The 13,512-nt window shown below is 44.5% G+C and carries 16 protein-coding genes; 8 read left to right on the forward strand and 8 right to left on the reverse strand.

The features are described 5' to 3' along the window. The first annotated feature begins 4 nt into the window (after positions 1–4). The gene (locus tag PX636_RS05920; RefSeq protein ID WP_002797777.1) at positions 5–328 is read left to right on the forward strand and encodes a Txe/YoeB family addiction module toxin; all 324 of its coding nucleotides are present in this window, start codon (positions 5–7) and stop codon (positions 326–328) included. Between the two features lie 263 nt (positions 329–591). On the opposite strand, the gene PX636_RS05925 is transcribed toward PX636_RS05920, so the two are convergent. From PX636_RS05925 to asnS, 3 genes are all read right to left on the reverse strand, one after another. Beyond that, entirely contained in the window at positions 592–819 is a 228-nt protein-coding gene (locus tag PX636_RS05925) for a hypothetical protein (RefSeq protein ID WP_002735928.1), read from the reverse strand. Next, entirely contained in the window at positions 807–1,019 is a 213-nt protein-coding gene (locus PX636_RS05930) for a hypothetical protein (RefSeq protein WP_079207245.1), read from the reverse strand. The genes PX636_RS05925 and PX636_RS05930 overlap by 13 nt, the downstream gene beginning before the upstream one ends. Before the next feature lie 218 nt (positions 1,020–1,237). Beyond that, the gene (asnS, locus tag PX636_RS05935; protein ID WP_288116480.1) at positions 1,238–2,602 is read right to left on the reverse strand and encodes an asparagine--tRNA ligase; all 1,365 of its coding nucleotides are present in this window, start codon (positions 2,600–2,602) and stop codon (positions 1,238–1,240) included. 321 nt (positions 2,603–2,923) lie between these two features. Here asnS and PX636_RS05940 point away from each other — a divergent pair, with 321 nt between their 5' ends. Both PX636_RS05940 and PX636_RS05945 read left to right on the forward strand, forming a co-directional pair. Then, positions 2,924–3,319 (forward strand): NINE protein, encoded by a 396-nt coding sequence (locus PX636_RS05940; RefSeq protein ID WP_288116481.1) that lies wholly within the window; start codon positions 2,924–2,926, stop codon positions 3,317–3,319. Next, a complete protein-coding gene (locus PX636_RS05945) occupies positions 3,319–3,849 on the forward strand; it encodes a ComEA family DNA-binding protein (protein ID WP_288116482.1) in 531 nt (176 codons plus the stop codon). The genes PX636_RS05940 and PX636_RS05945 overlap by 1 nt, the downstream gene beginning before the upstream one ends. 143 nt (positions 3,850–3,992) lie before the next feature. Here PX636_RS05945 and gyrA read toward each other — a convergent pair whose 3' ends face one another. Then, on the reverse strand, positions 3,993–6,545 hold the full coding sequence (gene gyrA, locus PX636_RS05950) for a DNA gyrase subunit A (protein WP_288116483.1): 2,553 nt from the start codon (positions 6,543–6,545) through the stop codon (positions 3,993–3,995). Between the two features lie 255 nt (positions 6,546–6,800). Between gyrA and PX636_RS05955 the strand changes: the two genes are divergently transcribed. After that, on the forward strand, positions 6,801–7,964 hold the full coding sequence (locus PX636_RS05955) for a DNA cytosine methyltransferase (protein WP_288116484.1): 1,164 nt from the start codon (positions 6,801–6,803) through the stop codon (positions 7,962–7,964). A gap of 1 nt (position 7,965) precedes the next feature. Here the strand turns inward: PX636_RS05955 and PX636_RS05960 are convergent, their stop codons facing one another. Both PX636_RS05960 and PX636_RS05965 read right to left on the reverse strand, forming a co-directional pair. Further along, positions 7,966–8,691: a restriction endonuclease gene (locus PX636_RS05960; protein WP_288116485.1), complete on the reverse strand. Its 726-nt coding sequence runs from the start codon at positions 8,689–8,691 to the stop codon at positions 7,966–7,968. Beyond that, the gene (locus PX636_RS05965) at positions 8,688–8,936 is read right to left on the reverse strand and encodes a helix-turn-helix domain-containing protein (RefSeq protein WP_002759092.1); all 249 of its coding nucleotides are present in this window, start codon (positions 8,934–8,936) and stop codon (positions 8,688–8,690) included. The genes PX636_RS05960 and PX636_RS05965 overlap by 4 nt, the downstream gene beginning before the upstream one ends. Before the next feature lie 313 nt (positions 8,937–9,249). On the opposite strand from PX636_RS05965, the gene PX636_RS05970 reads away from it, so the two are divergent. Next, positions 9,250–9,774 carry a hypothetical protein gene (locus tag PX636_RS05970; protein ID WP_288116486.1) on the forward strand — a complete coding sequence of 175 codons (525 nt, stop codon included), beginning with the start codon at positions 9,250–9,252 and terminating at the stop codon, positions 9,772–9,774. Further along, on the forward strand, positions 9,774–10,586 hold the full coding sequence (locus PX636_RS05975; RefSeq protein ID WP_288116487.1) for an urease accessory protein UreD: 813 nt from the start codon (positions 9,774–9,776) through the stop codon (positions 10,584–10,586). The genes PX636_RS05970 and PX636_RS05975 overlap by 1 nt, the downstream gene beginning before the upstream one ends. A 21-nt stretch (positions 10,587–10,607) precedes the next feature. Here PX636_RS05975 and ispE read toward each other — a convergent pair whose 3' ends face one another. Together ispE and rsmA are read right to left on the reverse strand one after the other, a co-directional pair. Then, positions 10,608–11,549, reverse strand: coding sequence for a 4-(cytidine 5'-diphospho)-2-C-methyl-D-erythritol kinase (gene ispE / locus PX636_RS05980; RefSeq protein WP_002797798.1), 942 nt, complete (start codon positions 11,547–11,549; stop codon positions 10,608–10,610). 17 nt (positions 11,550–11,566) lie between these two features. Then, positions 11,567–12,373, reverse strand: a complete 807-nt coding sequence (rsmA, locus tag PX636_RS05985) for a 16S rRNA (adenine(1518)-N(6)/adenine(1519)-N(6))-dimethyltransferase RsmA (RefSeq protein ID WP_288116488.1) — start codon at positions 12,371–12,373, stop codon at positions 11,567–11,569. Positions 12,374–12,497: 124 nt separating this feature from the next. On the opposite strand from rsmA, the gene crcB (PX636_RS05990) reads away from it, so the two are divergent. After that, complete coding sequence (gene crcB, locus PX636_RS05990; protein WP_125731574.1) at positions 12,498–12,887, forward strand: fluoride efflux transporter CrcB; 390 nt, start codon at positions 12,498–12,500, stop codon at positions 12,885–12,887. Between the two features lie 145 nt (positions 12,888–13,032). Further along, positions 13,033–13,437, forward strand: a complete 405-nt coding sequence (gene crcB, locus PX636_RS05995) for a fluoride efflux transporter CrcB (RefSeq protein ID WP_288116489.1) — start codon at positions 13,033–13,035, stop codon at positions 13,435–13,437. Positions 13,438–13,512: the final 75 nt, after the last annotated feature.

The following is a 13,512-nucleotide window of genomic DNA, read 5'->3' on the forward strand; positions in this document are numbered from 1 at the left end:
GGAATTGAGTCCTAAAAGAGAAAATAAGCCAGATAAACCTAAAAACAATCCTATTCATAGTTATTTGCCCGTTTTTAGTCCTGATTTCAAAGCAGATTTAGCTTGGTGGTATCGGAACGAACCGAAAAAAGGCGATAAAATCTTAGACTTAGTAGCAGATATTTTGGATGCCGATCCGTTTACAGGATTGGGTAGGCCCGAACCTCTTAAGTATATTGCTGCCGACACTTGGTCACGACGGATCGACTTAGAGCATCGTTTGGTTTATAAAGTCACGGGAAATAAGGTTTATTTTTTACAAGCTCGCTATCATTATCAATCAGGCTAAACTCAGACAAACCCATTAAGAACTGTTACAGGAGAAAGGGGACAAAGAACGTAGTACGTTCCCCCTCGCAGCTTGGGTTAGGCGATAGCCCAACCCAAGACAGAAGGAGGATAACAGCACAGCACACACCCCCACAACTGTATCAAAAGCTACAATTTATAAATCTTTACATTTCTCTCCCTGACGAGCTATCCACCATGAAACCCATCCTCAACGCCCAGATGATTTCGGAAGTTAGAGGACAACCAGAATCACGACCAATATCAACGGACGGGACTCAACTGCCCCAATTCGACGCTCACCGCATCAAAGCGATTGTCCCCAGGGCGATAGGAGAGAATTTCCAAGCCAATCGGCTCGCCACTGGTGGAATCCTTAATCAAAATCACCCCATCCCCCAGTTCAGTACAAATCTGCTCCTTTCTGGGTTGCTGCCAGAAGACAGTGAGTAATTCCGTTTCCGGTTCATAGAAAACTTTTACTTGAGCCATAGCATTTCCCCTTCTTTAATCCCATCGGTTTGGTAGGCAGTAATCAAGAACCCATCTCCATTTAAACGCCGAGCCACTGCCACAACCCAACGTTTTTCCTGTCGCTGGCGATAGAATAGCAGCACCCCAGCATCGCCGCTACTGCGTCGAATTTCATCCGGTGAAGGACAGCCCAACCCAACCCTAAAAGAGGATTCCATACAACCACACATACTATCCCCCACAACTGTATTAAAAGCTACAATTTAATAAATATTTACATTCCTCTCCCTAACCAGCGATCGAGATTTTGGGGTTTTTGGGGAGTTCAAGAGCTTGGACTTGTACAATAAAGTTGTACAAGTCTCCAAAGACCAAGCAAATTAGCGCTGAAAGCTTGAGGATTACAACCTTTCTCCTGTCGATCCTAGACATCATTCTAAAAGTCGGCACTTAAAGGGGTACGGGGGAAAGGAATCACATCGCGAATATTGGTCATTCCCGTCATGAATTGTACCAGGCGCTCGAATCCTAAACCAAAACCGGCGTGGGGAACGGAACCGTAGCGACGCAGATCCAAATACCACCACAAATCATCGGGATTCATTCCCTGTTCCTGCATTCTTTGGATTAATACATCTAATCGTTCTTCCCGTTGGGAACCGCCGATAATTTCGCCGATCTTGGGCGCTAAAATATCCATAGCGGAAACGGTTTTATTACTGTCATCTAGACGCATATAAAAAGCTTTGATTGTCTTGGGATAATTGGTGACAATCACGGGTTTTTTAAATAGTTCTTCCGCTAGATAACGTTCGTGTTCTGACTGTAAATCTACGCCCCATTCTACGGGAAACTCGAACTGACGATCGGCTTTTTCTAATAACTCGATCGCTTCGCTGTAGGTAATCCGTCCAAACTCACTATTAACGATATTCTCGGCCGTACTTAACACCGTTTTATCGATACGTTCGTTAAAAAACTGCAAATCTTCGGGACAATTTTCTAAGACGAATTTAAAGATATATTTCAGAAAAGCTTCCGCTAAATCCTGATCTCCTTCCAAGTCACAAAAAGCCATTTCCGGTTCCACCATCCAAAACTCGGCCAGATGACGGGAAGTATTAGAATTTTCGGCGCGAAAAGTCGGGCCAAAAGTGTAAACATTAGATAAAGCCATGGCCATTACTTCCGCTTGTAATTGTCCACTGACGGTTAAATAGGCCCGTTTACCAAAGAAATCTTCGGCAAAATTGGCGGGTTTTTTTAAGTCTAAACTGGTGACAGTAAATAATTCCCCCGCACCTTCGCAGTCGTTAGCGGTAATAATGGGAGTATGTACCCAAATAAAGCCCTTTTCTTGGAAAAAAGTGTGTATAGCGGTAGCGCAAGCGTTTCTAACCCGCATTACTGCTCCTAGGGTGTTGGTTCTTGCTCGCAGATGGGCAATGGTTCTCAGGAATTCAAAGGAATGACGTTTCTTTTGTAGGGGATAATCCGGGGGACAGTCACCATAAAGGGTGATTTCGGCCGCTTTTAACTCGATATTTTGCCCTTTACCCGGGGAAAGAACCAAATTTCCCGAAACAGCGATCGCCGTTCCTGTACTAATTATTTTTAGTACATTTTCATAATCGGGTAAAGTCGGTTCGAGGATAACTTGTAAGTTGGCTAGGGATGAGCCATCATTAACTTCCAGGAAAGTAAATTCTTTTAATTCTCGTTTTGTTCTCACCCAACCCTGCACGGTGACGGATTGATCCGGTTGTCCTGTTTGAAAGATTTCCTTGATTCTGCTAGTCATCGCGTATCCCTATGTTAAGTGGCTGAGTGGAATTAAATATAAGATGAACGTAGGTTGGGTTGAAGCATGAAACCCAACGCCAGATTATGTTACGCTACCGCTAACCCATCCTACAAATAATTGTGTCTCCCTACTTAGAACCAAAGAGTAAGTGGGTGGGTGGAATTAAATATAAGATGAACGTAAGTTGGGTTGAAGCATGAAACCCAACGGCCGCATGGGTTACGCTACCGCTAACCCATCCTACAAATAATTGTGCCTCCCTACTTATTTTAGAATAGAAGGTTCAGATCAGGCTAAAATCAATCTCGAACAGGTCTCATGCTTCTGGTGGAAAAATTATTAAGTAAGCCCAAAAGCCGTAAATTAGCGATTTTTTTGGCTTTTATCGGCAGCATTCTCGCTTTACCCTTTCCTATCGCCGGTATTCATAAATTCTATCTCGGTCAACCTCTCTGGGGAATTATCTATCTTCTCCTCTGGCAAACTCCGATTCCCCGGGTGGCTTGCGCGATCGATGCAGTGTGGTATTTAATCCAAGATAACCAATTTTTGGCTAACTATTTTCCCACTGCCACCACTGCTGCCACTGTCCCCAGTTTAGAGCCTAAACAAGTAGAGGCGATCGGGGCAGCTTTAAGAGAATTAGAGCGCCTCCGGCAAGAAGGATTAATTTCTGAGTACGAATTTGAAGAAAAACGGCGACAATTACTATAATGACACCGCAAAACTGGTTAGGACGCACTTTTAACCCTTTAAAAGCCAAAATTAGCAATGATCCCTATTATCGCTTCCGTTCCCTTGATGAGATCGCTATGGCGGCACAATTGGGCATTAAAATTAATGTCAGTCAAGCGGGTGTGGATGATTGGCTGCGATTGCCGGGGATATCCATCCATCAAGCGCGAATGTTGGTGGAATTGTCGGGTATGGGGGTAGAATTGCTTTGTCTTGAAGATCTAGCCGCTGCTTTGAGTGTTCCTGTGGCTAGATTGAAAGCTTGGGAGCCGATTCTAGAATTTGCCTATTATAGTCCCGAAAGTCACCTCGCACCCCCTAAAATCAATCCTAACACCGCTTCGATCGAGCAGTTAACCACCCTGCCCCTAATCAGCGATAATTTGGCAGCTGCCATTATTAAAAGCAGAGAAGAACAGGGATTATTTAAGAATATTGTGGATTTTAAAGGGCGTTTATCCCTAGACGCTCAGGAAATCTCCCAATTAATGCACTTTTTCCAGTTTTAATCCCAAATCCTCAGAACAGGAGACAGGAGACAGGAGTCAGGAGTCAGGAGACAGGAGATTATTTCTATTTATTCTTCCGACACCCCACACCCGACACCCCACACCCGACACCCCACACTCCACTTCCCCACTTCCCAGTAAATCTAACTGTCTTCAGATTCCTCCGCATCACTAGGGGGAACTAGGGCCACCGCAGCGATCGCATCGTCCTCATCAAGTTTTTGCACCCGGATGCCTCCGGCCGATCGCGATTGGGGAGTAATAGCATCGACGGATTGACGGATAATAATACCCCGTTCGGTGATAATCATAAATTCCTCGTGGGGGTTAACAACGTGCAGAGCCGCTAATTTATCGTTCTTTTTGCGGAATTTAATCACTCTGACTCCTAATCCCGCCCGATTTTGTAGCCGGAGGAGGGTAACGGGAACCCGTTTTCCTAGTCCTGCCATGGTAATCGCTAACACCCAGGGGCCATTATTAGCCACTTCGGGGTTAATTTCTTCGCTTTCGTCCTCGGTTTCTTCTTCGTTAGATTCAGCGATTTGAGCGACAATTTGACTAGGCAGGATGTCCATACTGATTAATTCGTCACCTGAGCGCAATTTCATCGATTTTACGCCTTTAGTTGCCCTTCCCAAGGAGCGCAATTGTTGACTATCGGCCTTAAAATGAATGGCCATCCCCTGACGAGAACCGATAATGACGCTATCTTCCTCTTTGGCCAAGCGAACCCAACGCAGTTGATCACCGTCTTCGAGAGAAATGGCGATTAAACCGTTCGATCGAATATTACTAAAGGCAGCGAGGGCGGTTTTCTTGATAAATCCCTTTTGTGTGAGCATAATCAGGTAATTATCCTCGCTGAACTCGCTGACTGCCACCACCGAGGTAATTTTCTCCCCTTTGGGAATCTCTAACAGTTGCACGATGGGAACGCCGCGAGCGGTGCGGGAACCGGTGGGGATATGATAGGCATTGAGACTATAGACAACCCCGCGATCGGTGAAAAAGAGGACGCTATCGTGATCGCGGCAGGTGATAAAGTGATCGATGCCGTCGTCTTCTTTCATTTTTGCGCCAGCTTTGCCCCTTGTCGCCCGATTTTGGGACTCAAAGGTATTAACGGGCATTCTTTTGATGTAACCCTGTTCGGTGACGAGAATTAAGGCCTGTTCGTTGGCAATCAGGTCAGTTTCGGCGATTTCTCCTTCCCGTTGTTCAATATGAGTGCGACGCGGGGTAGCGTGAATCGTTTTGATCTGTTGCAGTTCTTCCTCGATAATGCTGTCGATCCGTTCTTTTTTGGCTAAAATATCCTGAAGATCGCCGATTTTTGCCAGTAATTCCCCGTGTTCTTGCTGAATTTTCTCCGATTCTAGGGCGGTTAAACGCCGCAGCTGCATTTGTAGGATTGCGTCCGCTTGCACCTCTGAGAGACCAAAATTCTGCACTAATCCCTCTTTTGCACTAGCTGTGTCGGCAGCACTGCGAATCAGGGCAATGACTGCATCGAGACTAGCGAGGGCAATTAGTAAACCCTGAAGGATATGATCCCTTTCCTCGGCCTTGCGGAGTTCATAACGGGTACGACGGGTGATCACTTCTACCCGAAAATCGAGGAAAACCCGGAGAAACTCCCTTAAAGTCAGTAATCTCGGTTCGTTATCGACTAATGCCAACATATTCGCCCCAAAATTCGACTGGAGGGGCGTTTGTTTATAAAGATTGTTGAGGACGACGCGGGGATAGGCATCCCGTTTCAGTTCGATCACCACCCGGATGCCGTCGCGATCGCTTTCGTCCCGCACATCGGAAATACCGTCTATTTTGCGATCATTGACCAAATCGGCGATTTTTTCGATTAATGCCGCTTTATTGGTTTGATAGGGCAGTTCGGTGATAATAATAGCATCTCGATCGGGTCTTCCCCTTTGTTCGATAGTTTCAATGGTGGCGACTCCCCGCAGGGTAATGGAACCGCGGCCGGTGGTGTAAGCTTCCTGAATGCCGTCTCTACCAAGGATATGCCCCCCGGTGGGAAAGTCTGGCCCCGGGATATAACGCTGTAATTCCGTATCGGTGAGATCGGGGTTATGGATGAGGGCAACGGTTCCATCGATAATCTCGGCCAGGTTGTGGGGGGGGATATTGGTGGCCATACCGACGGCGATGCCCGATGAGCCATTAATTAGCAGTTGCGGGACTCTAGAGGGCAAAACCACGGGTTCCTGTTGGGAACCATCGAAGTTATCGGCAAAATCGACGGTTTCTGACTCGATATCCTGTAGTAGGGCGTTGGTGGCTAGGGTGTGCAGACGACACTCGGTATAACGCATGGCTGCCGGGGGATCGTTATCGATCGATCCGAAGTTACCATGACCGTTAATCAGGGGATCGCGCATGGAGAAATCCTGGGCCATGCGGACGAGAGCATCATAAACAGCAGTATCCCCGTGGGGGTGGTATTTTCCTAATACTTCCCCGACGACTCTAGCGCATTTCCGGAAGGGGCGATCGGGGGTTAATCCTAGTTCGTACATCGCATAAAGAATGCGCCGGTGTACGGGTTTCAGTCCGTCCCTAGCGTCGGGCAAGGCGCGTCCAACGATGACGCTCATGGCGTATTCTAGATAGGAACGGGACATTTCATTGCTTAAGTCTGTGGGGACGACATGATCCTGGGCGGCGGTCATAGGGGGGTTAACTCCAATAACAAGGCAAAAAAAGCGTTTTTGTGAGTAAATTCGCTAAAAATCGGGTTTTTACCCTTTTGATGTGCAGAATATGCCCATTTGTACGACTATTTTACCATAAAATCCCTCTTTTTTGGGGTTTAAGGCGGCACTCAAACGTTTGCCGAAGGTCTGTTCCCTCATTCCAGTCCCATCTTGACACTCTGTGGACTATCTGTCACAATATTATCATGTAGGCCATTTGTTCTTAAAGTAATGGATTTGCAATTGTCATTATTTCCAGATAATCAACCAAGTCAGGCGGTAAGCAAACAGAAAAAAGCCAAGTTAGGTCGTTACGAAAGAATTCAGCGCGAACTAGCAACGGTAAAGCGTGATCCCTATCAAGTCCTGGTCGATGTTAACGTTCCGCTTAAGCCTCTCAATAGCTATAATTTTATCGATCTATTCTCCGGTGCGGGCGGTATAAGCCAAGGTTTATTGCAAGCAGGTTTTAACCCTGTAGCCAGTGCAGAAATTAGCCCGATCGCCTCAGCAACCCATCAAAAGAATTTTCCCAATTGTCATCATTTTTGTGGTGATATACATGATTTTAATACTCAAGAATGGTTGGCAAAAATTGGCAATCCATTCATTCATCTTGTGGTGGGCGGACCACCATGTCAAGGATTTTCCGTTGCTGGAAAACGAGATGCTAATGATCCACGGAATCATCTCTTTCAAGAATTTATTCGCCTTGTTTATGAAATACAGCCTTGGTACGTTGTCATGGAGAATGTACCCGGTATTCTAACAATAAAAAAAGGAGAAATTAAGCAAAATATTCTGGAAGCTTTTCAAGGCATTGGCTATGGAAATATTTCAATAGCAATTCTTGAATCTGCCGCCTATGGCGTTCCTCAAATAAGACCAAGAGCTATTTTCATAGCTAATAGATTTGGGCTGCCAAATCCTTATCCAAGTCCTCAATTAGTACCGGAGAAATACCAACCGATTGAAGCTGCTATCTGCGATTTACCTGCCTATGAACCTCTTCCCAGTATCAATCACGAATGGACTCGTCACTCCCCCGAATATATGGCCAGAATAGCTCAAGTTCCTCCCGGTGGTTCCTTATATGAAACTTATGTTGATGCCTTCAAACGACAGTATCGGGGTAAGCCAAGTATGACAATTAAAGAAAATCATGGCGGTACTCATATCCATCCCTATTTAAATCGGGTTATTTCAGCCAGAGAAATGGCTAGATTACAAACTTTTCCCGATTCCTTTATTTTTGAAGGAACAATGAAAAAAGCGATGTGGCAAATTGGAAATGCCGTACCTCCACGTTTGGCAGAGTGTATTGGCTATGCTCTTATTCCCTACTTAAATCTCATAGCTACAGGTAATAAAAATATTGGAGAGGTGGCAATATAAATCACGGCTCTTCAGTCAATTTGATATTAAGAGAATTACGCCATGTTTCAAAATCATACCAACCGCAACCTACACAGCCCTGTTCTGCTGCTGCTCCAGATTGAGGAATATTTTCCGGCCAGTTCTCTCCACCGGAATACCAAAATCTGATATCCATTGGTGTTCCTCGCTTACCAGTTTTAATACATTTTTCACAACTTCTTGACTTTAATAAATTATGATTTCCCGCACTATCTTTTTTGAGAAGCTGAAACTTGTTTCTCATCTCAGCTACACTCATATTGAGATCATGACTTGGTTCACTTATCCCCCAACGTTCCATAGGAAAACGATGGTCAATAACCAGTTCATGTGACTGTCTGATTCTGTTTTCAATCACATCTTTATATCGATAAAACTCCAAAATTCTAGCTACTAATTGAGGCGGTATGTTGGCGGAGGCATTCGCCGCTCGCATCTCTCCAGTCCATCGATCCCAAGTTGTTGTTTTCTGACAAATTGGACAGTATTCTCGTTTTGTTTCTATTACTAGCCCCTGGCGACCGCTCCTATTTCCGCGCTCTAATCCTTGGATACCACCGCCGCCAGCATATTGCTCCGATGCTATTTTTTTCCCTTCACAGGTACGACAATGCCAAGCTCGATCTGATAATAACTCGAAGACTTTGTACTGTGATGAACCCTGTTTAAACTTTGCTTTTAGAGCTTCTACTAAATCAGAACTCATTCCGGTTTCTCTATTTCTATCTCTAAATTTTCCAGTAATTGGGATACAGTTATGTTTAATCCCTTCGCCAGAGTGACAAGAGCGGTAAGAGAAGGATTTCTTACTCCTCGCTCTAGTCCAGATATATAGGTACGATCAAGATGGCAACGTAGCCCTAGTTCTTCTTGTGATATGCCTAAAGCGGCTCTATGCTCTCGGATCATTAACCCCAATGCCCTTAAAATTACTGCTTTTGATTTTTCCATAAAGTCTATAATCGTCCTTAGTGGACGATAAGTCCACGGACTATATGTCACAGGAATAATTTTCCTCTCCTCCCGTCAACCAAACAGCCTCTTAATCAGAATCAAAAGATCGTCAAGGCAGCTCACAGGGGGACAAAATCAGATTTTTTAGCAGTTTTTCCCTCGATAATTTAGGATAAAATAAAAATGCGATCGAGAGTTAATACCATAGCCCGATCAGCAGCTCAAGAATCGATGATAATTGAGATTAATGATCCCTTAACTCCAGCGAAGACTATTAACCTGATTTTCCCAGCGCAAAAATTCCCCCAAAATGCTTACTCCTCTCCTCTGGCAAAGTGCCAATCCCAACCCCGATAATCTGGAGAATTTCCAAATTATTAGCCAATGGTGGCAAGATTTAAATCTTAAGGAAGTCTTCTGGCAACAGCGTTTAATTCCCGATACTGGCTCTCTGGAAGATATTAATTGGGAGCGGCAAGGTTTTGATGAAAAATTTAGCATCCAAATGCCTCAAATTCGGGGGATTACCCTCTATTGGCATAAATCTACTTTTGCTGACGAAAGAAGCATGACACCTAAACAATTAATTTTAGATCGGGAACGGGAGCAATTAGACATTTATCCCCAATCCCAAGCTAGTTTAGTTATTCGGGTGACGAAACCCCATCTAGTTTATCAAAAATTCGAGCTAAAAAATCCTCTCCTGGTTGGCAAAAAAGCAGAAAGTGAATATATTTTACTGATCAGGGATAAAGAACAGCAAATAGAAGTTAAAATTAATCTCAGTCCCGAAAATTATCGCCAATTTCTAGAAACCATGACCGAGGATAAATAATGTGGCAGGGAAACCTAGAACTAATTTACAAGCAAAAAAATCTCGCAACCGAGATTAATCACGTCTATGCTACCGCCCCTTTAAAAGTACAAAGACCTTTTTATCCCGAAGGAAAAAACCTTTGTCATACGGTAATTTTACACACGGCGGGGGGAATAGTTGGGGGTGATGTTCTTCAACAAAAAATTCATCTCCAAGCCGCTACTAATGCCCTGATTACCACTGCTTCTGCTGGAAAAGTTTACCAGAGTAACGGTCAGATGGCCCAGCAATTAATCGAGATTAAAATCGATGACAATGCCGGGTTAGAATGGCTACCCCAAGAAACAATTATCTTTAATGGGGCGGCATTTCGCCAACATTTACGAGTGGATTTAGGGGAAAATAGCAGTTGGTTGGGATGGGAAATTACCCGTTTTGGTCGCAGTGCGCGAGGGGAGAAATTTTTAGCGGGAGAATGGCATTCTAATTGGGAAATTTGGCGATCTGGACAACCTTTATGGCTCGATCGATCCTGCCTGTTAGGTGGTAAAATGATCGAGGGATTTTCTGGTTTAAATGATAGCGCCCTGATCGGTACTTTAGTTTATATCGGTCAACCGGTGGGCAGAAATTTAATCGAGAAAGTGAGAGATTTTTCCCTAGAAGGAGAGAGGGGAGTTACTAACACTTTAGGAGATGGTCTTTTGTGTCGTTATCGGGGTAATTCTAGCGGTGAAGTGCGACAATGGTTTCAGCAGGTTTGGCAAATTTTAAGACGAGAAATGAGCGATCGAGAGGCAATTATTCCGCGAGTTTGGTTATCTTGGTAAAGGCGGTCAATTTTAATTTTCTCAAGTCACTTGAATGCCTGTATCGGTGATTGGGGCTATCCAAAATTGTAGATCGGGAGCGACGAGAATTTCCCGGGCCTCTTTAACAATAGTTTCCGCCACTTCCTGAGATGAACAGAGAGTAAAAACCGTTGGGCCAGAGCCTGACATCATCGTTCCCAAGCCGCCTAAATCCCCTAGAACCTGTCTTAACTCGGCTACGAGGGGAAATTCGGGTAAAACCACCTTTTCGAGGTCATTGTGGATAAATTTGCCGATAGCGGCTGGTTTTTTCTGGGCGATCGCTTGTACCAAAGCCCCGGAACTCACCTGCTGACGGCGGTGATGAAAGTCCTCTGGAGAAGACAGATAGGTATCCTGAAATTTTTGTCGATAGCTTTGGTAGGCCCAGGGTGTAGAAACGGATAAATGATCGTATTTGGCTAAAATCACCCATAATCCAGTGAGAGGAGCGATAGGATCGAGAATTTCTCCCCTTCCCGTACAGATAACCGTTCCTCCTGTCACACAAAAGGAAGTATCGGACCCCAATCTTGCCGCTAAAGTTTCTAATTCCGGACGGGTTAAGCCTAATTCCCAGATTAAATCGATGCCAACTAACACCGCCGCCGCGTTGGTGGAACCCCCCGCTAAACCGGCAGCCACGGGAATATATTTCTCGATGGTGATATCGATGCCGCCGTAATTGGCAAAGAGGCGGGGGAATTCCTTCGCCATCAAAGTGGCGGCCCGATGGGCGAGATTACTGCTATCTTGGGGGACGAGGGGATGATGGCAAAAGAGACGGAATTCCTGCAATCCGTTCGGCCGGAGAGTGATGCGATCGCATAATGCCACCGTCTGCATCACCATCACTAACTCGTGGAAACCATCGGGGCGATCGCCAACGATTTCTAGATATAAATTAATTTTAGCGGGGGCTAGAAGGGTATAACTGTGCATTTGTCAAGAAAAAAAATCTAAAATTTTGGCAATTGACCTAATTTTTCCGCCAAGTCAATCCATTGCGATAAACTGAGATCTTCGGCGCGAGCGAGGGGATTAATCTCTAATTGTGTCAGGATTTGGCTTAATCGATCGCTATCTAGACAATTTTTTAGATTATTGCGTAACATTTTGCGCCGGTTGGCAAAACCAAGGCTAACTAAAGTGGACAAAAAGGCAGCATTACTGACATTATTCGGCAAAACACGGGGTAAAAGCTGAATTACCGCCGAATCTACCTGGGGAGGTGGGGAAAAGGCCCGCCGGGGTACATCACAAATCCATTGACAATCGGCAAGGTATTGAATGCGGACGCTGAGAGCGCTGTAAGCTTTGGTAGAGGGGACAGCGACTAATCTTTCGGCGACTTCTTTCTGGACTAAGAGGGTAATACTCTGATAAGGGGGGGTGAAGGGATGGGCGATCGAACCGAGGAGCCTTTCGAGGATCGGACCGGTGATATTATAGGGGATATTAGCCACTACTTTATTAACCGGCGGCAGTTGCTCCGGTTTAAGGGTAAGAAAGTCGCCTGGGATGAGATGAAAGTTATCTTGTTGGCCAAATTTTTTGTTTAAAATTGTCCATAGATCTCGATCGATTTCTACAGCGACAACCAATTGAGCGCCATCGAGAAGACGACGGGTTAAAATGCCTGTACCCGGTCCGATTTCTAATACCCGATCCTCTGATTGTAAATTAGCGGCGCTGATGATGCGATCGAGTATCGATTCATCTTTTAACCAATGTTGTCCAAAACGTTGACGCGGTTGAATTTTCATCCCTTTATTTTAAAGTCAGAGGGTTGTCCTCAACAATAACACCCCTGAAAATATGGGCCATGCGATCGATAACCGCATCAATTATCATAGAGCCTAGGCAAAGATAGCAAAAAAATTAGAGACAATGTCAGATTTGAACGATGTTTTCGCAATTGTAGCCGGAGCGGTTCCCGGGGCGTTATCTCGTTATCATATTACCGAATGGACAAAAGCAAAATTCGGCTTGCGCTTTCCCTATGGAACCTTTATTATTAATTTAACTGGCTGTCTAGCTATCGGCTTTTTTTGGGCTATTTTACCCAGTTTTACCTTTTATTCCCACGCACTAGATTTAATGGTTAGAACGGGATTTTTAGGAGCTTATACCACCTTTTCTACCTATAGTTTAGATATCCTGATCCTCTGGCGCAATCAACAAAATTTTCTCAGTCTTGTTTTTGCCGTTGCTAGTATCATTTTCGGATTGATTGCCGTGAGAATCGGGGCAGCTATTGCCCAAGTTTTTCTAGGTTAAGTAGGTAGGCGTTAAAAACTATCAGATGCCCCCCTTATCAAGGGGGGATTAAGGGGGGATCGAACCTAAAATCCATTTTTAATTTAATTATAACCAGCTACTTAATTCTCCAATTTATTGACTATTGAAGGGCAGGACAGACAGCATGGATTTTTTCAGGGGACGTTATGGTTTATTCGTGGCGATTGGGGCTATTTTTGGGGCTTTGAGTCGTTTTTATATTGCGGAATTAATTAGCAGTCTTTTCGGTCAAGAATGGGGATTTTTAGGAACATTTTTGGTCAATGTTTCTGGCTGTTTAGTTATTGCCTATATCTTTACTATGGTTAAGGAAAATATTCGCATAATTGCCCCAGAATTAGGATTGATGATTGCCACGGGTTTTTGTGGTTCCTATACAACTTTTTCCACCTATAGTTTGGAGTCTAACAAGTTTTTAGAGCAGGGAAACATGACTTTTGGCTTAATTTACTGGTTGGGCAGTGTTCTTGGGGGGATGATTGCGCTTAAAATTGGAGTTATTTTAGCAAGAACGGGTTTTCCTAGATGAATTATTAAATAGATTTTGCGTCTGATCCCCCCTGCCACTAGGGTTGATTCATAGTAGGGTTGATTCATGAATCAA

It is taken from the genome of Microcystis sp. M53598_WE2 (genome assembly GCF_030067735.1).
GTDB lineage: Bacteria > Cyanobacteriota > Cyanobacteriia > Cyanobacteriales > Microcystaceae > Microcystis > Microcystis aeruginosa.

What these genes read in the sequence shown, in the direction of transcription:
- PX636_RS05925 (WP_002735928.1), bottom strand. Translation starts at nt 819, where the DNA reads ATGGCTCAAGTAAAAGTTTTCTATGAACCGGAAACGGAATTACTCACT.
- PX636_RS05930 (WP_079207245.1), bottom strand. Translation starts at nt 1,019, where the DNA reads ATGGAATCCTCTTTTAGGGTTGGGTTGGGCTGTCCTTCACCGGATGAA.
- asnS (WP_288116480.1), bottom strand. Translation starts at nt 2,602, where the DNA reads ATGACTAGCAGAATCAAGGAAATCTTTCAAACAGGACAACCGGATCAA.
- PX636_RS05940 (WP_288116481.1), top strand. Translation starts at nt 2,924, where the DNA reads ATGCTTCTGGTGGAAAAATTATTAAGTAAGCCCAAAAGCCGTAAATTA.
- PX636_RS05945 (WP_288116482.1), top strand. Translation starts at nt 3,319, where the DNA reads ATGACACCGCAAAACTGGTTAGGACGCACTTTTAACCCTTTAAAAGCC.
- gyrA (WP_288116483.1), bottom strand. Translation starts at nt 6,545, where the DNA reads ATGACCGCCGCCCAGGATCATGTCGTCCCCACAGACTTAAGCAATGAA.
- PX636_RS05955 (WP_288116484.1), top strand. Translation starts at nt 6,801, where the DNA reads ATGGATTTGCAATTGTCATTATTTCCAGATAATCAACCAAGTCAGGCG.
- PX636_RS05960 (WP_288116485.1), bottom strand. Translation starts at nt 8,691, where the DNA reads ATGAGTTCTGATTTAGTAGAAGCTCTAAAAGCAAAGTTTAAACAGGGT.
- PX636_RS05965 (WP_002759092.1), bottom strand. Translation starts at nt 8,936, where the DNA reads ATGGAAAAATCAAAAGCAGTAATTTTAAGGGCATTGGGGTTAATGATC.
- PX636_RS05970 (WP_288116486.1), top strand. Translation starts at nt 9,250, where the DNA reads ATGCTTACTCCTCTCCTCTGGCAAAGTGCCAATCCCAACCCCGATAAT.
- PX636_RS05975 (WP_288116487.1), top strand. Translation starts at nt 9,774, where the DNA reads ATGTGGCAGGGAAACCTAGAACTAATTTACAAGCAAAAAAATCTCGCA.
- ispE (WP_002797798.1), bottom strand. Translation starts at nt 11,549, where the DNA reads ATGCACAGTTATACCCTTCTAGCCCCCGCTAAAATTAATTTATATCTA.
- rsmA (WP_288116488.1), bottom strand. Translation starts at nt 12,373, where the DNA reads ATGAAAATTCAACCGCGTCAACGTTTTGGACAACATTGGTTAAAAGAT.
- crcB (WP_125731574.1), top strand. Translation starts at nt 12,498, where the DNA reads ATGTCAGATTTGAACGATGTTTTCGCAATTGTAGCCGGAGCGGTTCCC.
- crcB (WP_288116489.1), top strand. Translation starts at nt 13,033, where the DNA reads ATGGATTTTTTCAGGGGACGTTATGGTTTATTCGTGGCGATTGGGGCT.